This window comes from Pseudoduganella sp. GW821-FHT05F09 (assembly GCF_059419605.1).
Genome location: NZ_JBWKSD010000001.1, coordinates 726260 through 748157, shown reverse-complemented (window position 1 = coordinate 748157; position 21898 = coordinate 726260). Strand labels below are relative to the sequence as shown.

At 63.6% G+C, this 21898-nt stretch carries 16 protein-coding genes, 1 pseudogene and 1 other annotated feature; of the genes and pseudogenes, 10 read left to right on the top strand and 7 right to left on the bottom strand.

Annotated features, from left to right (window positions below; all coding sequences use genetic code 11):
- Positions 1-2: 2 nt before the first annotated feature.
- Positions 3-2285, bottom strand: a complete 2283-nt coding sequence (gene zorA / locus AC07S4_RS03260) for an anti-phage ZorAB system protein ZorA (RefSeq protein ID WP_494985218.1) — start codon at positions 2283-2285, stop codon at positions 3-5.
- Positions 2286-2577: 292 nt separating this feature from the next.
- Between zorA and AC07S4_RS03255 the strand changes: the two are divergent.
- Both AC07S4_RS03255 and AC07S4_RS03250 read left to right on the top strand, forming a co-directional pair.
- Positions 2578-2697: pseudogene (locus AC07S4_RS03255) on the top strand (ATP-binding protein); the annotation flags it as partial.
- Between the two features lie 382 nt (positions 2698-3079).
- Positions 3080-4272, top strand: a protein-coding gene (locus AC07S4_RS03250) for an IS3 family transposase (RefSeq protein WP_494985607.1) whose coding sequence is annotated in 2 segments (ribosomal slippage) — positions 3080-3326 and positions 3326-4272 — 1194 coding nt in all. Because the reading frame shifts where the segments join, the coding sequence is not laid out codon by codon here.
- Positions 3325-3441 (top strand) — a sequence feature (AL1L pseudoknot). Its footprint overlaps the gene before it by 117 nt.
- 398 nt (positions 4273-4670) lie before the next feature.
- Here the strand turns inward: AC07S4_RS03250 and guaA are convergent.
- Together guaA and guaB are read right to left on the bottom strand one after the other, a co-directional pair.
- A complete protein-coding gene (guaA, locus tag AC07S4_RS03245; RefSeq protein WP_494985217.1) occupies positions 4671-6281 on the bottom strand; it encodes a glutamine-hydrolyzing GMP synthase in 1611 nt (536 codons plus the stop codon).
- 69 nt (positions 6282-6350) lie between these two features.
- On the bottom strand, positions 6351-7814 hold the full coding sequence (gene guaB, locus AC07S4_RS03240) for an IMP dehydrogenase (RefSeq protein WP_494985216.1): 1464 nt from the start codon (positions 7812-7814) through the stop codon (positions 6351-6353).
- 144 nt (positions 7815-7958) lie between these two features.
- Here guaB and AC07S4_RS03235 point away from each other — a divergent pair, with 144 nt between their 5' ends.
- The 7 genes from AC07S4_RS03235 (at position 7959) to AC07S4_RS03205 (ending at position 18818) form a co-directional block, all read left to right on the top strand.
- The gene (locus tag AC07S4_RS03235; RefSeq protein WP_494985215.1) at positions 7959-8501 is read left to right on the top strand and encodes a DUF4124 domain-containing protein; all 543 of its coding nucleotides are present in this window, start codon (positions 7959-7961) and stop codon (positions 8499-8501) included.
- Positions 8502-8559: 58 nt separating this feature from the next.
- On the top strand, positions 8560-9588 hold the full coding sequence (gene gntR / locus AC07S4_RS03230) for an HTH-type transcriptional regulator GntR (RefSeq protein ID WP_494985214.1): 1029 nt from the start codon (positions 8560-8562) through the stop codon (positions 9586-9588).
- 250 nt (positions 9589-9838) lie between these two features.
- Positions 9839-10351, top strand: coding sequence for a gluconokinase (locus AC07S4_RS03225; RefSeq protein WP_494985213.1), 513 nt, complete (start codon positions 9839-9841; stop codon positions 10349-10351).
- A 22-nt stretch (positions 10352-10373) separates the two neighbouring features.
- Entirely contained in the window at positions 10374-12785 is a 2412-nt protein-coding gene (locus AC07S4_RS03220; RefSeq protein WP_494985212.1) for a TonB-dependent receptor, read from the top strand.
- 93 nt (positions 12786-12878) lie between these two features.
- Positions 12879-14234, top strand: a complete 1356-nt coding sequence (locus AC07S4_RS03215) for an MFS transporter (RefSeq protein ID WP_494985211.1) — start codon at positions 12879-12881, stop codon at positions 14232-14234.
- A 25-nt stretch (positions 14235-14259) separates the two neighbouring features.
- Complete coding sequence (locus tag AC07S4_RS03210) at positions 14260-16617, top strand: GH36-type glycosyl hydrolase domain-containing protein (protein ID WP_494985210.1); 2358 nt, start codon at positions 14260-14262, stop codon at positions 16615-16617.
- The gene (locus tag AC07S4_RS03205; protein ID WP_494985209.1) at positions 16614-18818 is read left to right on the top strand and encodes a glycoside hydrolase family 3 C-terminal domain-containing protein; all 2205 of its coding nucleotides are present in this window, start codon (positions 16614-16616) and stop codon (positions 18816-18818) included. The genes AC07S4_RS03210 and AC07S4_RS03205 overlap by 4 nt, the downstream gene beginning before the upstream one ends.
- On the opposite strand, the gene AC07S4_RS03200 is transcribed toward AC07S4_RS03205, so the two are convergent.
- Positions 18815-19510 (bottom strand): DUF899 family protein, encoded by a 696-nt coding sequence (locus AC07S4_RS03200; protein ID WP_494985208.1) that lies wholly within the window; start codon positions 19508-19510, stop codon positions 18815-18817. The genes AC07S4_RS03205 and AC07S4_RS03200 overlap by 4 nt on opposite strands.
- 115 nt (positions 19511-19625) lie before the next feature.
- On the opposite strand from AC07S4_RS03200, the gene AC07S4_RS03195 reads away from it, so the two are divergent.
- Positions 19626-20750, top strand: a complete 1125-nt coding sequence (locus tag AC07S4_RS03195) for a sensor histidine kinase (protein ID WP_494985207.1) — start codon at positions 19626-19628, stop codon at positions 20748-20750.
- Between the two features lie 6 nt (positions 20751-20756).
- Here AC07S4_RS03195 and AC07S4_RS03190 read toward each other — a convergent pair whose 3' ends face one another.
- From AC07S4_RS03190 to AC07S4_RS03180, 3 genes are read right to left on the bottom strand one after another with little or no spacing between them, the layout of a single operon-like run.
- Entirely contained in the window at positions 20757-21155 is a 399-nt protein-coding gene (locus AC07S4_RS03190) for a hypothetical protein (RefSeq protein WP_494985206.1), read from the bottom strand.
- Positions 21156-21167: 12 nt separating this feature from the next.
- On the bottom strand, positions 21168-21455 hold the full coding sequence (locus tag AC07S4_RS03185) for an RnfH family protein (protein WP_494985205.1): 288 nt from the start codon (positions 21453-21455) through the stop codon (positions 21168-21170).
- On the bottom strand, positions 21445-21879 hold the full coding sequence (locus AC07S4_RS03180; RefSeq protein WP_161073169.1) for a type II toxin-antitoxin system RatA family toxin: 435 nt from the start codon (positions 21877-21879) through the stop codon (positions 21445-21447). The genes AC07S4_RS03185 and AC07S4_RS03180 overlap by 11 nt, the downstream gene beginning before the upstream one ends.
- Between the last annotated feature and the right edge of the window lie 19 nt (positions 21880-21898).

Genomic DNA, 21898 nt, shown 5'->3' with positions numbered 1-21898 from the left:
CGTTATCCCTTAACAACGCGAAGCGACGCCTTGCCCAGCACATCCGACAAATCTTCGATATGCTCCGATACCGTCTCGACGCCGCCGGCAAGTGACCTGACTGCCTTGTCCAACTCGGCGTCAAGCGCCCCCATGGTCTTCGCCAATGTGCGTTCAACCCCGTTTCCGAATTCATCGAAACTACGCCCAAGCACACCTGATACCTGGTCCAGGTACTCATTCGTTTCGTGGTTCAATTTGTGAATCTGCTCGCTTAAACGCATCAAGTCCCCGACAGCCTTTTCACGCAACGTTGCCTCCCTCTGCGCAGTCTCAATAACAGCTTGCAGGGTCTGCATGTTTTGCACAGTTACGTCGCGACTGGCGCGATAGTCAGCTACGACAGAAGCAAGGTCTCGAGTGGTACCCGCAACTTCAACCGAGCTAGCCCGCAGGGCGGAGACCATTTCGCCGCTTGACTGCAACGTGTCGTGAATGTTTGCACCGGCAACGTCGAAGCGGTCCGCAGCCAAGCGCATCTTGTCGGCACCGGCCTGCATTCCCAGAAGGCTACGCTCAGTCTGGCCTCCAAGTGAATCGATGGTCTGCCGCATGGCGTGCCGTTCACGCTCCACCAGTTCGACCAGTGAGCGTACTTCTGCACTCAAGCCTGATAGGGCGGAAGTGGCCTGCTCCTGGAAAGTATGCAACGCAGTCTGCGCAGCATGGTCCATCTCCACTCGGCCATTATCGAGAGTGGCGAACATAGTTTCGATACGTTCAGTGAGCGCATCCGAGGCACTGGACACACTGCGCAACCCATCTTCCTGGGCACGCGTGATCGATTGACCAACGCCATCGATCATCGTTTGCATCTGCTTCTCCAACTGGCGAACTGTGCCAGCAATCTGATCGATAGTGTCTGCTTGGCCGCGGCCGACGCTATCGCGGAGCTGCTGAACGAAAGACTCCATCTGATCCGCCATCTGTTGCTGGCGAGACTCCCCGTCCGCATACATTCGCTCCAACTGCGCCGCGATCTTGCTGCCGGCCTCGACACCCTGGTTGCCCATGCTGTCGACTGCGGTACCCAACGTTCTCACCATCTGGTCCAGCGAGGCCTGCATGACCTCTTGACTGCTGTGCATATTCTGTATTGTCTTGGCCAACTGCTGTGACACTGCCTGGCTCGACTCTTCGCTAGCGCTGCGCAAGTCGTTGACCAGCGCGGCCAGTCCGCTTTGCATGCTTTGCATAGTGCCCACCGACTGTTCCAACATGGCCGACATGCCTTGGAACTGCTGCCCGAAAGTGCCTTCCAACTTGGCCATGAACGCAACGAGAACGTCTTGCAGCATAGTCCCAACCATCTGGGACTGATCACCGCTGGCGGCCGATACTGAGTCGGCTATGCGCTGCAGGGGGTCGCGGAAGCTGGATTCGATACTATCGCTGATCTGGCTAGCTAGCAGAGTGCCAGACTCGCGATAACTGCCGCTCAGCGTCTCAGCCAGCTTTAGGTTTTCTCGAACCTGGGTCTCCACCAGATTCTGTAGCATTTCCCGCAGGTCGGTGACCAAGCTGTCCTTCAGCATCCGTGTTTGGACAGAGCTTTCCTGACTAGTGCGCACCAGATCGGCAAGGTATTCTTCGCCGACGCCTGCATCGAACAAACCATCTACCGCATCGATCATCTTCTCAAGCCGCTCGTAACATACGCGCAGCCATTCCTTCTCGATATGGGTCACGGCCATTGCGCAGGCAATCGCGCAAAGCGAACCAATGAATGCACAGAACACATCGTGGATCAGCCCAGTTACACTCTCCTGCACCTTCTCAGGCGCGCCCAGATCAAACTGTCCCAAGCCTAACATCAAGCCCAAGAATGTCCCGATGATGCCGAGGCCGGTCATGATGCCGGGTAAGTGTCGGAAGTACTCGGTCCGCAATGGCGTGTCGATGATGCTCTGGGTAGAGAAATACAGAGAAGCGGGAACCGTCGCACGGGTCTGCGAAATGACACGCTCACCGCCATGTTCAGTAAATTGATCGTGCAGCGTTTCCTGAAATTCGTTCCATTGGTGCCGAAATACGCTTTGTTCGAAGACCTGCCCTGCGGCTTCCCGGCGGGCTGACCTAGCAAGCTTCTTTATGTTGTGAATCTGTACCGCACTCTCGCCAAGTGCTTTTGCAAGTTCTTTTGCGGGATTGCGATAGCGATGCCAAAACTGCCAAAATAGGTAAATCAGGACAGCAATAACAATTGCTGGAGCAACAAGTTTTAACGGATCGTCGAGCAACTGCATAATGTGAGGAAATTTCGTTTGAAGTGATCTAACAGATTTTGAGGGACGTTGAATTCGATTCCGGAATGTTTTCAATACCCGTCCATGAACAGCACCATTTCCACCCTACGCGCGGTCCTCAAGCGCACACCGCCCTCGCGCAACGGCAGTTTTGGGGTTTCATTAATTTTGATATGGCGAATTTGAGAGACAGCATGCGAATCGCCGTTATGGCACAGCCTATTGCGCATCGGAAACTCAATCATTGTAATCGATAGGGCACCGTCAAATCTCACCAATAATCACATTGACAGCGGAATGGTCGGCCGTGTTCGGCGACACCAAGATGACCACGGCGCTGCTGAATCGATTGACGCACCACTGCCACATTGTCGAGACGGGGAATGACTCTTATCGCTTCCAGCACAGCAGCAACGCGGCGCCCCGCCCCTGGATCAAAATTCAATCAGCAGGGTGGGTCAGTTTTCAATCAGCGCCAACACGTAAGCCCTCAAAAATGATGCAAGGTGGTAACATTTGGTATTCAGGTTTTGATAACAAAGGTCAATCAGTGGTTACATGGGGGCCAAGCAAGTTAGGTGCGCTCATCACCAGGTCGGAAGAATGGAAGATGACGCTTGGCGGCTCAATGCTGTCAATCTCTCACCAGGGAAGAAAGCGTTCAGGCGAACCACAGAGAAGCTCCTTAAACGTCACGCCAGGCATGTTCTGAACCGGCCCGGAAATCTGGGAGGCTCCAATCTTTGAGAGAATGGAGCCATGAACAAGAAATCTGCACGATATTCCCCGAGGTGATGGAGCGCGCGGTGCGCATGGTCGAGGAATCGGCCAGCCAACACGATTCGCAGTGGGCCGCGATCACGTCCATCGCCAACAAGATCGGCTGTACGCCAGAAACCCTGCGGCGTTGGGTACGGCAGCATGAAGCTGATTCCGGCCTGCGTGCCGGGCCAACAACCGCCGAGCAAGAACGAATCCGTGCCCTGGAGCGAGAAGTGAAGGAACTGCGCAAGACCAATGAAATCCTGCGCCTGGCCAGTGCTTTTTTCGCCCAGGCGGAGCTCGACCGCCGCTTCAAGCCTTGATGGATTTTATCGGTCAACACAGCAGCATGTACGGTGTCGAGCGGCTTTGCAGTTTGCTGCAAGTAGCCCCGTCTAGTTACTGGCGTCACGCCGCTCTGCGGCGCAATCCGGCGCTGCGCTGTGCCCGCGCCCACCGTGATGACTTTTTGAGCTCTCACATCCGCCGTGTGTGGGAAACCAACTTCCGTGTCTACGGTGCCGAGAAGGTCTGGCGCCAACTGCTGCGCGAGCGCTTTGAGGTGGCTCGCTGCACTGTGGAGCGCTTGATGCGCCGGGCTGGGCTACGCGGGGTGGTACGCGGCAAGGTCGTGCGCACCACGGTCAGCGATGCTGCCGCGCCTTGCCCATTGGATCGGGTGAATCGCCAATTCCGGGCTGATCGCCCTAACCAGCTGTGGGTGTCGGACTTTACGTACGTATCGACTTGGCAGGGCTTTGTTTATGTAGCCTTCGTCATCGAGGTGTTCGCGCGCCGCATCGTCGGCTGGCGCGTGAGCAGTTCGGTGCGCACAGACTTTGTGCTCGATGCGTTGGAGCAGGCCCTTTACGCCAGGCAGCCAGAGCGTGACGACGCCTTGATCCACCATAGCGACAGGGGGTCGCAGTATGTGTCGATTCGGTACAGCGAACGCCTTGCCGAAGTCGGTATCGAGCCATCGGTTGGCAGTAAGGGCGACAGCTACGATAACGCCTTAGCCGAAACGATCAACGGTTTGTACAAGGCCGAACTGATCCACCGCCGCGCTCCCTGGAAGACCCGCGAAGCCGTCGAACTGGCCACGTTGGAATGGGTGTCTTGGTTTAATCATCACCAGTTGCTGGAGCCGCTTGGCCACATCCCGCCGGCAGAAGCTGAAATGAATTACTATCGTCAACTTTCGAGCCAAGCCATCTCGGCCTGACTCAAACCCAGGAGCCTCTCAAAATCCCGGGCCGGTTCACCTTGTACATCTTCTCCGCCGGTTTCAAATTTCTTAGCTTGGTGTCGGTTAGCATGTGCCCCTCCAGTACCAGCATTTCGAGCGTCAGAAATGAACGCCAATTTTCACAATAAAATCAATCATTTAGCATCAAAAATACCCGCAAAAATACCAGCAAACAGGCTAAAACCGTGATGATGGTATGCCACCGTCAATCATGAGCCTTCCAGCTCATGCCATCTTGAGTGCCATCAAACGGTTTTGCTTGACCTTGCCAATTCCTGCCAGCTTTTGCCAGAGAGATGAAAAAAAAGCCCCTGAAATCAGGGGCTTAGTCTCTGCGGGACGCCGGCAGCTGCGTTACGCTGCCGGATCTGAAATCATTCCCACTCGATCGTCGCTGGTGGCTTGCCGGAAATATCGTAGACGACACGGTTGAGGCCGCGTACTTCATTGATGATCCTGTTGGAAACTTTGCCCAGCAGCGCGTGCGGCAGGTGCGCCCAGTGCGCGGTCATGAAGTCCTGGGTCTGCACGGCGCGCAGCGCCACCACGTATTCGTAGGTGCGGCCGTCGCCCATCACGCCCACCGACTTCACCGGCAGGAACACCGCAAACGCCTGCGACGTCGCCTCGTACCAGTTCTTCGGCAGCTCTTCCGTGTTCACAGCCTGGCCGGCCACGAACTCGTAAGGCGTGTTGCGCAGTTCTTCGATGAAGATGGCGTCGGCCTGGCGCAGCAGGTCGGCGTATTCCTTCTTCACTTCGCCCAGGATGCGCACGCCCAGGCCCGGGCCCGGGAAGGGATGGCGGTAGACCATGTCATGCGGCAGGCCCAGCGCCACGCCCAGCTTGCGCACTTCGTCCTTGAACAGTTCGCGCAGCGGCTCAAGCAGCTTGAGCTTCATGGTGTCCGGCAGGCCGCCCACGTTGTGGTGCGACTTGATGGTCTGGCCCTTCTTGCCCTTGCCTGCGGACTCGATCACGTCCGGATAAATGGTGCCTTGCGCCAGCCACTTGGCGTTGACCAGCTTGCCCGATTCGACCTGGAACACCTCCACAAACTCGCGGCCGATGATCTTGCGCTTCTGCTCGGGATCGGTCACGCCGGCCAGATGGCCCATGAACTGGTCTTCCGCGTCGATACGGATGACTTTCACGCCCAGGTTCTTGGCGAACATGTCCATCACCATCTGGCCTTCGTTCAGGCGCAGCAGACCGTGGTCGACGAACACGCAGGTCAGCTGGTCGCCGATGGCGCGGTGGATCAGCGCGGCGGCCACGGACGAGTCAACGCCGCCCGACAGGCCCAGGATCACGTCGTCCGTGCCCACTTGCGCGCGGATCTTCTCCACCGCCTCGGTGATGTAGTCGGGCATGTTCCAGTCCGACTTGCAGCCGCAGATCTCGTGCACGAAGCGGCCCAGCATGGCCTTGCCCTGCTCGGTGTGCGTCACTTCCGGGTGGAACTGCACGCCGTAGAAGTTGCGCTCCTCGTCCGCCATGGCGGCGATCGGGCAGCTTGGCGTGTCGCCCATCAGCTTGAAGCCCGGCGGCATGTCCAGCACCTTGTCGCCGTGGCTCATCCACACTTTCAGCATGCCGTGGCCTTCCGGCGTGACGAAGTCGTTGATGCCGTCCAGCAGCTTGGTGTGGTTGCGGGCGCGCACTTCGGCGTAGCCGAATTCACGCACCAGGCCGTTCTCGACCTTGCCGCCCAACTGGGCCGCCATGGTCTGCATGCCGTAGCAAATGCCCAGCACCGGCACGCCCAGCTCGAACACGGCTTGCGGCGCGCGCGGCGAGTCGCCTTCCAGCGTGGAATTGTGGCTGCCCGACAGGATCACGCCGGCGGCGCCGTAGTTGCGCACGAAGTCGTCGCCGATGTCGTAGGGATAGACTTCGGAGAACACGCCGGAGTCGCGCACGCGGCGGGCGATCAGCTGGGTAACCTGGGAACCGAAATCGAGAATGAGGATTTTAGAGTGCATGGATGAGCGCTAGAAACTAAGAGGAAATATGAAAACGCCGGCGGAGCACGCCGGCGTTTGAGGGAAGCTTTATTCGCCCGAACGGTAGTTCGGCGCTTCCTTGGTGATCTGTACGTCGTGCACGTGCGATTCGCGCATGCCGGCCGAGGTGATCTCGACGAATTCCGCTTTCTCGCGCAGCTCGTCGATGGTGGCGCAGCCGCAGTAGCCCATGGACTGGCGCACGCCGCCGACCAGCTGGAAGATGATCGCCAGCACGCTGCCCTTGTAGGCGACGCGGCCTTCGATACCCTCAGGCACGAACTTGTCGGCCTTCATGGTGGCGTCCTGGAAGTAGCGGTCGGCCGAGCCGTCCGACATCGCGCCCAGCGAACCCATGCCGCGGTAGGACTTGTACGAACGGCCCTGGTACAGGATCACTTCGCCCGGCGCTTCTTCGGTGCCGGCGAACATGGAACCCATCATCACGGTCGACGCGCCCGCAGCCAGTGCCTTGGAGATGTCGCCCGAGAAGCGGATGCCGCCGTCGGCGATGCAAGGCACGCCGGTGCCGGCCAGCGCTTCGGCCACGTTGGAGATCGCGGTGATCTGCGGCACGCCCACGCCGGCCACGATACGGGTGGTGCAGATGGAGCCCGGGCCGATGCCGACCTTGACCGCGTCCGCGCCGTATTCCACCAGCGCCTTGGCGGCCGCTGCGGTGGCGATGTTGCCGCCGATAACGTCCACGTGCGGGAAGCGGGTCTTGATCCACTTCACGCGGTCCAGGATGCCTTGCGAGTGGCCGTGGGCGGTGTCGACCACCAGCACGTCCACGCCGGCGGCAACCAGCAGCTCGATGCGTTCTTCATCTTTCGCGCCCACGCCCACGGCCGCGCCCACCAGCAGCTTGCCGTGCTGGTCTTTGGAGGCGTTCGGGTGTTCGGTCGACTTCTGGATATCTTTCACGGTGATCAGGCCGCGCAGGTTGAAGGCGTCGTCCACCACCAGCACGCGCTCCAGACGGTGCTTGTTCATCAGGCGCTTGGCCTCGGCCGTATCGGCGCCCTCTTTCACGTAGACCAGCTTGTCGCGCGGGGTCATCTTGGCGCGTACTTCGGCGTCCAGCTCCTGCTCGAAGCGCAGGTCGCGGTTGGTGATGATGCCCACCACCTGGTTGCCCTCAACCACGGGGAAACCGGAAATGCCGTACTGTTCGGTCAGCTTGATGACTTCGCGGATCTTCATGTCCGGCGGGATCGTGATCGGATCACGCAGCACGCCTGCTTCAAAACGCTTTACGCGCGCTACTTCGCGGGCTTGGTCTTTCGGCTTCAGATTCTTGTGGATGATGCCGATGCCGCCTTCCTGTGCCATGGCAATGGCCAGGCGGGCTTCGGTAACGGTATCCATCGCGGCCGACAGCAGCGGAATATTCAGCGAAATGTTGCGGGTCAGGCGAGTTTTGAGAGACGTATCCGCAGGCAGAATATTGGAGTACGCAGGGACGAGGAGCACGTCATCGAACGTGAGTGCTTTTTGAAGTAAACGCATAGTACGATTTCCTATAGGCGCAAAAGTCGATTATACAGTAAGTCACGCTCTACGTCTTTACCCCCGGGAAAAATGGCGGCGCGGGTTGACACTGCCGGGAATACATGGAGAATCTGCCGCAAGAGATAAAGGGACCTAGCCACTATGAAACACTACCGACTGGCCTGCGCGCCGCTGATGGGATTGCTGGCACTGCTGGCCATGCCCGCTTTGGCCCAGGCCCAATATATGTGGCTGGACGACAAAGGCCTGAAGCAGCTGTCCGACCAGCCGCCGCCGCCGTCGGTGCCGCAGAACCGCATCCTGAAGCAGCCGCGCGGCCAGGGCGGCAATGCCGCCTTGCCGGCCGCGCCTGCCGCAGCGCCCGCCGCAGGTTCGGCCGAAGCTGCGCCGGAAGGCGCCGAAGCCAAGGTGAAGCGCCCGCCCACGCTGGCCGAGCGCAATGCCGAGTTCGCCAAGCGCAAAGCCGAAAGCCAGGCCGCCGAGCAGAAGGCCGCACAGGAAACCGCGCAGCAGGCCGAGCGCAGCGCCAACTGCGACGCCGCGCGCAGCAACCAGGCCGCGCTCAACTCCGGCAACCGCATGACCGAATACGACAAAAACGGCGAGCGCAGCTTCCTCACCGACGAGCAGCGCGCCGAACGCGCCAAGCGGGCGCAGAAAACTTTGGCAAATTGCTCTAAATAAATGGCCCGCCGCAGTATAAAATAATGTTATCGCTACCAAAAACCAAGAAAAATACCGGATGACCAAACCACACAACAGCAAGAGCCGCGCCAGCGGCCGAGTCACCCTTGCAGCAGTTGCAGCACGCGCAGGCGTCGCCACCATGACCGCATCGCGCGCCCTCAGCCAGCCCGAACTCGTGTCGCCCATGCTGCGCGCGCGGGTCGAGCTGGCGGTGGAAGAACTGGGCTATGTGCCCAACCGCGCCGCGCGCGCGCTGGCCTCGGCGCGTTCAAACGTGATCGTGGTGCTGGTGCCGTCGCTGTCGAACGCCGTGTTCACGGCGGTGCTGGCCGGCATCCAGGACGCGCTCGACCCCTACGGCTACCAGATCCTCATCGGCAACACCCGCTATTCGGACGCCGAGGAGGAAAAGCTGCTCAACGTTTATATGCAATCGAATCCGGACGGCATCCTGCTGTCCGGCCTGTCGCACAGCAAGGGCGTGCAGAAAATGCTGGACACCTCGCGCGTGCCGGTGGTGTCGATGATGGACCTGTCGGCCAGCCCGGGCCAGCTGTCGGTCGGCTTCTCGCAGGTGCAGGCCGGCTACACCATGGCGCGCTACCTGATAGACAAGGGCTACAAGCGCATCGGCTTCATGGGCGCGCAGCTGGACGAGCGCACCATCAAGCGCGCCGAAGGCTACCGCAAGGCCATGGAAGAAGCCGGCCTGGCCGACCCCAGGCTGGAGCTGATGGTGGCCGACCCGTCGACGATCGCGCTGGGCGCCGAGCTGGTCGGCCGCATGCTGGCCGTCACGCCCGACTGCGACGCCATCTTCTGCTGCAACGACGACCTGGCGCACGGCGCCATCTACCAATGCCAGCGGCGCGGCATCAGCGTACCCGAGCGGCTCGCCATCTGCGGCTTCAACGACCTGCCCGCCTCCGCCTGGATGAACCCGTCGGTCACCACCATAGGCACGCCGCGCTACCGCGTCGGCTTCGAAGCGGCCAGCCTGCTGCGCGGCGTCATCCGCGGCGAGCAGCCGCCCGCCACCCAGATCGACCTCGGCTTCACCCTCATGGCCCGCGAAAGCGCCTGACCCCGCCTCCCCCACATCCGAGCTGAGCCGCATTCGGGGTCTGACCCCAAGTGCGGCAGAGCTCGCGAAAGCGCCTGCCCGTGCCGCTCACGCATCCAAGCTGAGCCGCATTCGGGGTCTGACCCCGAATGCGGCTCAGGCCGCCTGCGTTGTGCGATGCAGCATCGAATTCGCTTTACATTTTTTGTCGCAGCGTTACAATCCGGCCCACTGATAGCGCTAACAGATAGCGCTACCAAAAAGGGCCTATATGACTGAAAAAACGAAATCGACGCGCTGGGTGGTGATGGGGGTTTGCGGCTGTGGCAAGAGCTCCGTGGGCGGCCGCCTGGCGGAGCGCATCGGCGCCAAGTTCCTGGAGGGCGATGCCTTCCACTCGCCGGCCAATGTGGCCAAGATGTCGGCCGGCACGCCGCTGACCGACGCCGACCGCGCCGAGTGGCTGCTGCAGCTCATGGCCGAGATCCGCAACGCCCGCGAAACCGGAGCCAGCCTGGTGCTGTCGTGCTCGGCATTGAAGCGCCGCTACCGCGACCTGCTGCGCGAGGGCGATCCGGAGCTGCGCTTCGCCCACCTGGCCGGCGACCGCGAGCTGATCGCCAACCGCATGCTGGCCCGCATCAACCATTACATGCCGCTGTCGCTGCTGGACAGCCAGCTCAACGTGCTCGAACCGCTGCAAGCCGACGAGGCCGGCATCACGCTGGATATCCGCAAGGATCTGCCGCAGCTCATCACCGATATTCTCAACAGCAATCCATAACTACATCCAACAAGGAGACGAAATGCATATTTCACGCCACACAATCCTGACCACTTCCCTGCTGGCCATGGCCGCGCACGTGTCCGGCGCCTACGCTGCCGACGACGCGCCCGCCGCGTCCAAGGCCGTTGCCGACAGCGGCAACGTGGCGGAAGTCATCGTCACCGCGACCAAGCGTTCCACCTCGCTGCTGAAAACCCCGCTGGCCGTCACCGCCCTGAGCGGCGCCGCGCTGGACGACGCGCACGTGAAGAACCTGGAAGACATGACCCACCTGTCCCCAAGCTTCCAGGCCACCAGCCAGGGCGACCACGCCGTGCTGCTGCTGACCATGCGCGGCATCGGCAACGATGGCGCCAAGACCGAGCAGGCCGACCCGGAAGTGTCCGTCTACGTGGACGGCGTCTACTCGCCGCGCGCGGAAGGCGCCACCGCCCTGCTGTACGATATGGACCGCGTGGAAGTGATGCGCGGCCCTCAGGGCACGCTGTGGGGCCGCAATTCCACCGCCGGCGCGGTGAACATGGTGTCCGCCAAGCCGAAGTTCGGCATGAGCGAAGGCAGCGCCGAGATCACGCTGGGCAATTACAACCGCACCGGCACGCGCTTCATGTACAACCTGCCGGTGTCCGATACCTTCGCGCTGCGCGTGGCCTACGCCGGCGAGTCGCACAACGGCTATGTGGATTACCAGCAGCCGCCGAACACGCCGGGCCTGGACAAGAACGCCTTCGTCACCAGCGGCGACAAGTACAACGCCCAGGACCAGAAGGCGCTGCGCCTGTCCGCCGCCTGGCAGCCGACCAGCAACCTGCGCACCGACCTGTCCTTCGAGACCTTCCGCGACGACGGCACGCCGTCCATGAACCTGAACCAGGAACCGCGTCCGGGCGAGAAGCTGTGGTCGGCCCTGATCCAGATCGCGCCGTATCTGCACCGCAAAGTGGACACCATCCGCACCCGCACCGACTGGAGCGTGAACCAGGACATCGACCTGGCCTTCATCGCCGGCGCCCAGCGCACCGACGGCGCCATGCAGTTCGACGCGCGCGGCGGCTACACCGTCCCGACCAGTAACACCACCGGCGGCGTGCTGCGCAACACACGCATCAACTGGGAGCACTACACCAACGCCAGCGCAGAGCTGAACCTGAAGTCCTCCGGCAAGAAGACCGTGGACTGGCTGGTGGGCGCCTATGTGTTCCACGAAAAGGCCGGCATCCGCCTGGACCAGCCGGCATGGTCCGGCACCCAGGTGGGCTACGGCTGCACCACGTGCGGCTGGCCTGCGCTGACGCAGAACAGCTTCGTGCAGCCCAACCAGGACGTCAAGTCGCACGCCTTCTTCACGCAGGATACCTGGAACGTGTCGGACGCCCTGCGCATCACCGGCGGCCTGCGCAAGACCTTCGACGAGAAGCACAACCGCGGCGGCGTGAACTTCTACTGCCCGACCACGCAGCCCGGCACCACCAAGGCCTGCCTGCCGATCACGCCGCAGGACGATCCGCGCACCGTGGGATTCGTGCCCAACCCGTCGGTCATCGGCCCGGACGGCAAGCCTGCGCTGAACAACGAAGGCCAGCAGAAGTGGAGCAAGCCGACCTGGCTGCTGAAGGCGGACTATGACGTGACCAAGGACATCATGGCCTACGCCAGCGTGAGCACCGGCTACAAGTCCGGCGTGCTGACCGACGGCGGCGTGCACACCGAGCCTGAAACGCTTACCAGCTACGAGCTGGGCGCCAAGGGCAAGCTGATGGGCGGCAAAGTCACCTGGGCCACCTCGATCTACTTCGCCGACTTCAAGGGCTACCAGATCTCGGTGCCGACCACCTTCCCCAACGGCGCCAGCTTCCTGCTGACCGCCAATGCCAAGGGCGCAACGGCCAAGGGCATCGAGGGCGAGCTGACGGCGCGCGTCACGCCGGTGGACACGCTGAACGTGGCCATGTCGCTGCAGCGCACGGAGATGGATACGCTGCTGACGGCGGACCCGAACAACTCCAGCTACAACAACCTGCCCGGCCCGAACGGCGGCAAGGTGCGCGACCTGAAGGGCAACGAGCTGCCGCACGCTCCGCACTTCTCGCTGAACGTGGGCTACCAGCACCACTTCAACCTGGATAGCGGCGCCCGCATTTCGCCGCGCATCAACACGCACTACGAGACCGCGAGCTGGCTGGACGTGTTCAACGACGGCGCGCCGGACCGCCAGAAGGCTTACACCCGCAGCGACTTCACCGTGCGCTACAAGCCGGCTGGCGACAAGCACTGGCAGGTTGAGGCCTTCGTGCAGAACCTGGAGAACAAGGACGTCAAGACCACCGTCAACATCGTCAACCTGCCGCCGGCAGCGAGCGACCGTCCGGTATGGCAAGCGATGTACCTGGCGCCGCGCACCTTCGGCGCACGCCTGACCGCCGACTTCTGATCGGCTCCGGCACGGCGGGTTACGCGCAGCCGTAACCCGCCGCTGCTCCGCCTATGGATTAAACTGCCCGTCCCCCATCACCGAAAGCACTCCGTGGCTGCAGTACTCAACACTCCCTTGTCGTGGCGCGAGAAGTTCAGCTACGGCATTGCCGATATGGGTTTCAATTTCTATTGGACCAATATCGCCACCTTCCTGCTGTTCTTCTACACCGACGTATTCGGCATTTCGGCCGCCGCAGCGGCGTCCATGCTGTTCATGATCAAGATCGTCAACGCCTTCACCGATCCGCTGATCGGCGCGCTGGCCGACCGCACCACCACGCGCTACGGCAAGTTCCGCCCCTACCTGGTGTGGATGGCCGTGCCGCTGGCCGCCGCCGCCGTGCTCACCTACACCACGCCGGACCTGGACCACGACGGCAAGACCGCCTGGGCCTACGGCACCTATCTGCTGATGATGGTGTGCTACACCGCCATCAACATCCCCTACAACGCGCTGTCCGGCGTGATGTCCGGCGATCCGCAGGAGCGCTCCACCATCAACGGCCTGCGCTTCATCTTCGCCTTCGCCGGCAGCACGCTGGTGACCGCCGCCACGCCCTTCATGGTGCGCCTGCTGGGCGGCGGCGACGACAAGCAAGGCTGGCAGCTCACCATGCTGGCCTGGGGCATCGCCGCGACCGCGCTGTTCGTGCTCACCTTCGCCAACACGCGCGAGCGCATCGCGCCCGCCGCTGCGCAAAAGAGCAACGTGGCGCAGGACATCAAGGACCTGGCCCGCAACCGCCCCTGGCTGGTGCTGTTCTTCCTGGCGCTGGTCATCATGATGACGATCACGCTGCGCACTTCCACCGCCGCCTATTATTTCAAGTACTACGTCGGCCGCCCCGAGCTCATGGCCAGCTTCGTCCCGGCCTATATGCTGGCCGCTGCGGCGGGAGCCTCGCTCACGCCGCTGATGACGCGCTTTATCGACAAGAAGAAGCTGCTCATCATCCTCATGAGCTGCACCACCGTGCTCTCCAGCGCCTTCTTCTTTGTCGAAAAGGACCAGGTCTGGCTGATGTTCGCGCTGCAGATCGCGCTCGGCTTCGTGCTTGGCCCCAAGTCGCCGCTGGCCTTCTCGATGTATGCCGACACGGCCGACTACAACGAATGGCGCACCGGCCGCCGCGCCACCGCCATGACCTTTGCCGCCGCCACCTTCTCGCAGAAGCTGGGCACCGCGCTGGCCGTGGCGGTCATCGGCTCGCTGTTCACGGCGCTGGGTTATGTGCCCAACGCGGCGCAGTCCACCGGCTCGCAGGCGGGCATCGTGTGGCTGATGTCGCTGATCCCGGCCTTCTTCGCCGCGCTCGCCGTGGCCGTGATGTTCTTCTACAACCTTGATCAACAAAAACTGGAGCAGATCCAGTCTGAACTGGCCGCCCGCAAGGCGGAAGTTTAAGCTTACAGATATACCGGAGATACCCATGCTACGCCCAACCCACGATGGCGACCGCTATGAACTGACCAGCCCGACGGCCATGCCGAAGGCGGGCGGCTTCCTGTGGAACCAGAAAATGATGATACAAGTGACCTGCCGCGGCTACGCCACCGCGCAGTTCATGCAGCCGGAACCCGCGAAGTACGCCTATGCGCCCAACCTGGAGGCCAAGACCTTCATGCAGCCGGAGCAGAACTACTACGCCCACCATCCGGGCCGCTTCGTGTACATCAAGGACGAGGAAAGCGGCGAGCTGTTTTCCGCGCCCTACGAGCCGGTGCGCGCGCCGGTGGACAGCTTCCGCTTCTCGGTCGGCAAGAGCGATATCGAATGGACGGTGGAGCACCTGGGCATCCGCGTGGAGCTGACCCTGAGCCTGCCCACGCAGGACGTGGTGGAGCTGTGGTCGGTCAAGGTGGTGAACCTGTCGGGCCGCCCGCGCAGGATCAGCGTCTACCCCTACTTCCCCATCGGTTACATGTCGTGGATGAACCAGTCCGCCGAATACCGCGTGGACCTGGGCGGCGTGGTGGCCAGCTGCATCACCCCGTATCAAAAGGTGGCGGACTACTTCAAGAACAAATTCTTCAAGGACCGCACCTATTTCCTGTGCGAGACGCCGCCGGATTCCTGGGAGACCATGCAGCAGGCCTTCGAGGGCGAAGGCGGGCTGCACGCGCCGTCCGGCATCCAGCGCGAAGAACTGGAGCGCAGCGACGCGCGCTATGAAACGCCGACGGCCGCCGTGCAGTACCGCCTGGCCCTGGACGCAGGTGGCGAGCGCGATCTGCGCTTCATCTTTGGCCCGGCTTTCGACGACGCGGAAATCCGCGCCATGCGCGGCAAATACCTGAGCCAGTCCGGCTTTGCCGAAGCGAAGCGCGACTACGCCTGGTACATCGAGCAAGGCCGTGGCGTGCTGCAGATAGAAACGCCGGACGCGGAACTGGACAACTTCGTCAACAACTGGCTGGCGCGCCAGGTCTACTACCACGGCGACGTGAACCGCCTGACCACCGACCCGCAGACCCGCAACTACCTGCAGGACAATATGGGCATGAGCTTCATCAAGCCCCAGGTGGCGCGTGCGGCCTTCCTGCACGCGCTGTCGCAGCAGGAAGCCAACGGCGCCATGCCGGACGGGATCCTGCTGGTGGAAGGCGCGGAGCTGAAGTACATCAACCAGGTGCCGCACACCGACCATTGCGTGTGGCTGCCGGTGTGCCTGAAAACCTACCTGGACGAAACCGGCGACTACGCCATGCTGCGCACGCCGGTGCGCGGCGCGGAGGACGGCGTGGAGCAGACCGTGTTCGAGCGCATCAGCCGCGCCATGGACTGGCTGCTGGAAGCGCGCGACGAGCGCGGCCTGAGCTTCATCGCCCAGGGCGACTGGTGCGATCCGATGAATATGGTGGGCTACAAGGGCAAGGGCGTGTCCGGCTGGCTGACCGTGGCCACCGCCTACGCCCTGAACCTGTGGGCCGACATGTGCGCCCAACTGGGCCGCGAAGACCGCGCAGCGCGCTACCGCGAAGGCGCGGCCGAGGTGAACGCCGCCGCCAACACCCACTTCTGGGACGGCGACTGGTTCTCGCGCGGCATTACCGACGACGGCGTCACCTTCGGCACCAGCAAGGACAAGGAAGGCCGCATCTGGCTCAATCCGCAAGCCTGGTCCATCCTGGGCGGCGCGGCCAGCGCGGAGCAGCGCGCGAAAATGCTGGCGCAGGTGGATGAGCAGCTCAGCACCCCGTATGGCGTGGCCATGTTTGCGCCGCCGTTCAGCGCCATGCGCGAGGACGTGGGCCGCGTCACGCAGAAGCATCCCGGCTCGGCCGAAAACGGTGCGGTGTACAACCACGCGTCCGTGTTCTACATCTACAGCCTGTACACCGTGGGCGAGTCCGACCGCGCCTACAAGCTGCTGCGCCAGATGATACCCGGCCCCACCGAGGCGGACTACCTGCAGCGCGGCCAGCTGCCGGTGTTCATTCCCAATTACTATCGCGGCGCCTGGCACCAGTACCCCAAGCAGGCGGGCCGCTCCAGCCAGCTGTTCAACACCGGCACCGTGTCCTGGGCCTACCGCTGCTTTATCGAAGGCCTGTGCGGCCTGCAGGGCGACGCCGAAGGCCTGCGCATCAAGCCGCAGTTGCCCAAGGGCTGGAACGGCATGAAGGTGACGCGCCTGTTCCGTGGCGCCAAGTTCGTGCTCGACATCCGCCGTACCGACGTGAAGGAAGTGATGGTCACGCATGCCGGCCAGTTCCTGCCGTCCGCCCACATCAAGGACATCACGCCGGGCGCCACCTACAACCTCAACGTGTTCGTTCCGGCATGACGGCCCGGGCGGCAGGCGCAGTTGCAAGCGGGGGCCTGCTGGCCTTCCTCGCGGCCGTGGCGCTGGCCTGCCCCGCGCAGGCCGCACCCGGCGCGGACGAGCGCGCCGCCCGCATGGTGGAGGGCATGACGCTGGAGGAAAAGATCCAGACCGTGTTCGGCTACTTCGCCACCGATTTCAAACCGAAGAACCACATTGCGCCGAAAGAATCGCGGCGCGACTCTGCCGGCTACGTGCCCGGCGTGGCCCGGGTTGGCCTGCCGCCGCAATGGCAGGCGGATGCGGGCGTGGGCGTGGCCACGCAAAGCAGTTCCAAACAGCCCTACGGGCGCACCGCCCTGCCCTCCGGCCTGGCCACCGCCGCCACCTGGAACCCTGCGCTGGCCTACGCGGCCGGCGCCATGATAGGCAAGGAAGCCCGCCAGTCCGGCTACAACGTCATGCTGGCCGGCGGCGTGAACCTGATGCGCGACCCGCGCAACGGCCGCAATTTCGAATACGCGGGCGAGGACCCGCTGCTGGCCGGCGTGATGGCGGGCGAGCAGATACGCGGCATCCAGTCCAACCACATCATCGCCACGGTCAAGCATTTCGCCTACAACGGGCAGGAGACCAAGCGCTTCACCGTCAGTTCGGAGCTGGGCGACGCGGCCGCCCGCATGTCGGACCTGCTGGCTTTCCAGATCGCCATCGAGCGCGGCGATCCGGGCTCCGTCATGTGCGCCTACAACCGCGTGAACGGCGTGTACTCCTGCGAAAACCCCTACCTGCTCAACGAAGTGCTCAAGCAGGACTGGGGCTTCAAGGGCTATGTGATGTCGGACTGGGGCGCGGTGCATTCCACCATCCCTTCCGCCAACGCAGGGCTGGACCAGCAGTCCGGCTGGCCTTTCGACCACTCGGCCTATTTCAGCGATGCGCTGCGCGAAGCGGTGACCAACGGCCATGTGCCGCAGCAGCGGCTGGACGATATGGTGCGCCGCATCGTGCGCGCCATGTATGAGCATGGCGTGATGGACCACCCGGTTGGAATCGAACCGGAAGCAAGCATAGACTTCGGCGCGCACGCCGCCGTGACGCAGGCCGGCAGCGAGGAAGCCATGGTGCTGCTGAAGAACAGCGGCGCGCTGCTGCCGCTCGCCGCCGGCGCGCGCTCCATCGCCATCATCGGCGGCCATGCGGACAAGGGCGTGCTGTCGGGCGGCGGCTCGTCGCAGGTCCATGCGCACGGCGGCATGGCGGTGCCCAACGAAGGCCCGGCCGAGTTCCCCGGCCCCATGGTCTACCATCCCTCCTCGCCCATGCAGGCGCTGGCCGCGCGCAGCAAGGCGCGGCTGGCCTACCTGGACGGCAAGGATATCGCCGCTGCCGCCACGCTGGCGGCTGCGAGCGACGTCGCCATCGTCTTTGCCACGCAGTGGACCGCCGAAAGCGTGGACGCGCCCTCGCTGTCGCTGCCGGACGGGCAGGACGAGATGATCGCCGCCGTGGCGCGCGCCAATCCGCGCACGGTGGTGGTGCTGGAAACCGGCGGCCCGGTCGCCATGCCCTGGCTGGCGAACGTGGGCGCGGTGCTGCAGGCCTGGTATCCCGGCACGCGCGGCGGCGTGGCCATCGCCCGTGTGCTGAGCGGCGAGGTGAATCCCTCCGGCCACTTGCCCGCCACCTTCCCCGCCTCCGAGGCCCAGTTGCCGCGCCCCGCCATCGAGGCGGACCAGCAGCGGGCTGACTACAATATCGAAGGCGCGGCGGTGGGCTACAAGTGGCACGACCTCACTGGCCGCAAGCCGCTGTTCGCCTTCGGCCACGGCCTGTCCTACACCAGCTTCGCCTACAGCGGCCTGGCGGCGCAATTCAAGGACGGCGCGCTGTCGGTCACGTTCAGCGTCAGGAACACCGGCGCGCGCGCCGGCAAGGCCGTGCCGCAGATCTACGTCGCGCCGCTGGCGGGCGGCTGGGAAGCGCCGCAGCGTTTGGGCGGCTGGGACAAGATGGCGCTGCAGCCGGGCGCAGGCGCCACCGCAACGCTAAAGATAGATCCGCGCCTGCTGGGCGTCTACGACAGTGCCAGCAAGACCTGGCGCGTCGCGGAAGGCGGCTATATGGTCACGCTGGCCAGCGCCGCCGACGCACCGGCCGCCGCGGTGCAGCTGCATTTGCCCGCATTCACGGTCGACGTGCGCGGCAAGCTGCGCCGCTAATCGTAGGCCAGCGCCGGATACCAGCCGCTGCCCCGCCCGCCCGGCGTGAGGTCGAGAATATTCCACAGCGGCGTGGGGTCGGGCGCGCCGCGCGCGTCCTGGCCCGGGTCTTCTGTGCCGCCCATCTCGGCGCCCCAGAAATGGCGCACCTTCGCGCCGTCCTTCACCCATACGTCCAGCGCGGGCCATTCGCTGCCATCGGGCGCCAGGCCGCGATAGTCGCGCGCAAATTCGTCGCCGGAGGTAGCGTAGAACTTCAGGTTGCGCCAGCCTCGCTCGCGCGCGAAGGCCAGCTGGCGCTCCACCGACGAGCGGCCCAGTACCGCGAACGCCACGCGCTGCGAGATGTCGCGCACGGGAATGTCCAGCGCGCCGAGAAAGGCGGTGCACATGGGGCATGGACGCTCGCGCTGCGGACCGTACATCCAGAAGTAGGTAACCAGCGTGTCGTGCCGGCCGAACAGCGCGGCCAGCGGCACGGTGGCGCCGTCTTCATTCTTGAAAAGGTAATCGGGCGCTACGCCGCCCGGCGGCAAGGCGCGCCGCTGCGCCGCCACGCGCTCGATGTGGCGGCGCAGCTCGATCTCCTCGGCCAGCAGCGCAGTGCGGGCAGCGCGGTATTCGGCGCTGTCGTTCGGATAGGGCTTGCTTGCGGCTGCGGCGAGTTCGGCGGCGGGTTTGAGCTGATCCATGGCGGTCTCTCGGCAGGTTCTGAATCGGCCACCCTAGCCTGGTCCGCGCCCGCTCTCCGTGCGCGGCCTCACATATGGGTTATGATTCCTCAACTAAACGCCTCAATGCCCTTTCATGCGACTTTCCCTGTTTATCACGCAGCACCTGGAGGGCATACTGGCTGAATGGGAAGCGTTCGCCCGTACCCAGGGGCCGTCGGCCAGCCACATGTCTTCGCTGGCTCTCAGGGACCACGCGAAACTCATCCTCACCGCCATCGCCGCCGAGATCGAAACGGCCCAGACGCCGCACCAGCAGCGGGAAAAGTCGCGCGGCCTGGCGCCGGAAGCGTCCGGACCGGAGAGCGCGGCCGCCACCCACGGCACCCTGCGCCAGCTGAGCGGTTTTTCATTGATCCAGCTGACGGCCGAATTCCGCGCGCTGCGCGCCACCGTGCTGCGCCTGTGGTTGCCGCACTTGTCGGCGGTGACGGAGACCATGGCGAGCGATATGGTGCGCTTCAACGAAGCCATCGACCAGGCGCTGGCCGAATCGGTGGTCACCTACTCCCGCCGGGCACAGGCCGCGCGCGACACTTTCCTGGCCATCCTCGGCCACGACTTGCGCAGCCCGCTGGCCACCATCTCGCTGGCCGGCTCCTATCTGTCCACTTGTGCACTGGAACCGGAAAAGAGCCGCGAGGTGGGGCAGAAAGTGCAGCGCGGGGTGGCGTCCATGACGTCCATGATCAACGACCTGCTGGAGTACGCGCGCGTGCAGCTTGACGGCGAAATTCCGATTGCCGCCGAGATGATGGATCTGGCCGAAATATGCCAGGCGGCGCTGGAGAACGCGCGCGCGGTCCACCCAGGCTGCCCGTTCGAATTCACCGCCTCCGGCGACCTGCACGCGCAGTTCGACCGGCACCGCATGCAGCAGGTGCTGTCCAATCTGCTGAACAACGCGGCCCAGTACCGCGACCTGAGCGCGCCCGTCACCATAAGGGCGGCCGGGGAAGCGGATGCGGTGGTCGTGACGGTGCAAAACTTCGGCCAGCTGATACCGTCCGAGGCGCGCCAGGCGATTTTCGATCCCATGGTGCGCCTGCCCAGCGACGACGGCGGCAACGGCCGCTCGCCGCGCAGCATAGGCCTGGGCCTGTTCATCGCGCGCGAAATCACGGTGGGCCACGGCGGCACGCTGGAAGTGGAATCGGACAGCACGAATGGCACCGTGTTCACGGCGCGCATTCCGCGCTGAGCGCCGTTATCGCAGCAGGTCGGCCAGCACGCGCGCGGCGAAGCAAGCCATGCAAACGCCCATCAGCAAGACGATGGCCGACATCAGCCAGCCGCCGTTCTCCTGCGCCATCGAAGGCCGCGCGGCGCGGTACTCGACGTTCACCAGCAGGCCAACAGGCTGCGGCTCGCTGTGCTGCCAGCTGCTCTCGAACTGGTGGCTATCCTGCCCAACCTGGAACGCGATCACGCTGTGGTAGTGGATGCCTTCGTTGTCCGGATCGGTGGACTTCCAGGGCCGCGCCACCGTTCCCACCACGCGCCCTTGCGTGCGCACGCTGCATAGCTTGAACCACAGGCGGTAGACGCACAGCGCCACGCCGGCCAGCAGCAGCGGCAGCAGAAACAGCAGGATGGCGAGGCGCATGAGGGCGGCGCGCTATTCGGGTTTGCGCACGCGGCGGCGGCGGGCGTTCTTGGGGTCGGCGATCAGCGGGCGGTAGACTTCCACCCTGTCGTGCTCGCGCAGCACCGTGTCCAGCGTCTTCTTCTTGCCGTAGATGCCGACCGCCATCACGGCCAGGTCCACGCCCGGCACTTCCAGCGCCAGGCCGCTCACGTCCAGCGCCCGCTGGATGGTGGCGCCGGCCTCGAGCCGCAGCGCGCGGCGGAATTGCAGCGTGCTGGTGGCGTAGCACACCTCGACGTTGATCTGGTCAGCCGCCATAAACCGTGTCGGCCCGCTTGCAGAAAGAGTCGACCATGCTGTTGGCGATAATGCCAAACACGGGGCCGACCACCTGTTCCAGCAGGCGGCTGGAGAATTCGTAGTGCAGGTCCAGTTCGACCTTGCAGGCGTCCTCGCGCAGCGGCTTGAAGGTCCAGGTGCCGTCGAGGGTCTTGAAAGGGCCGTCCACCAGCTTCATCTTCATGCTGTGCGGCGGCGTGTTCACGTTGGACGTGGTAAAACTCTGGTGGATGCCGTGGTAATGGATGGCCAGGCTGGCCACCACGGTGTTCTCGCCGCGCTCGCGCACGTCAACGCCCCCACACCAAGGCAGGAATTTGGGATAATCTTCGACCTTGGCCACCAGCTCGAACATCTGTTCCGCGCTGTAGCCCAGGATAACCGACTTGTGCACTACTGCCATTGTGTTACCGTTTGCTATG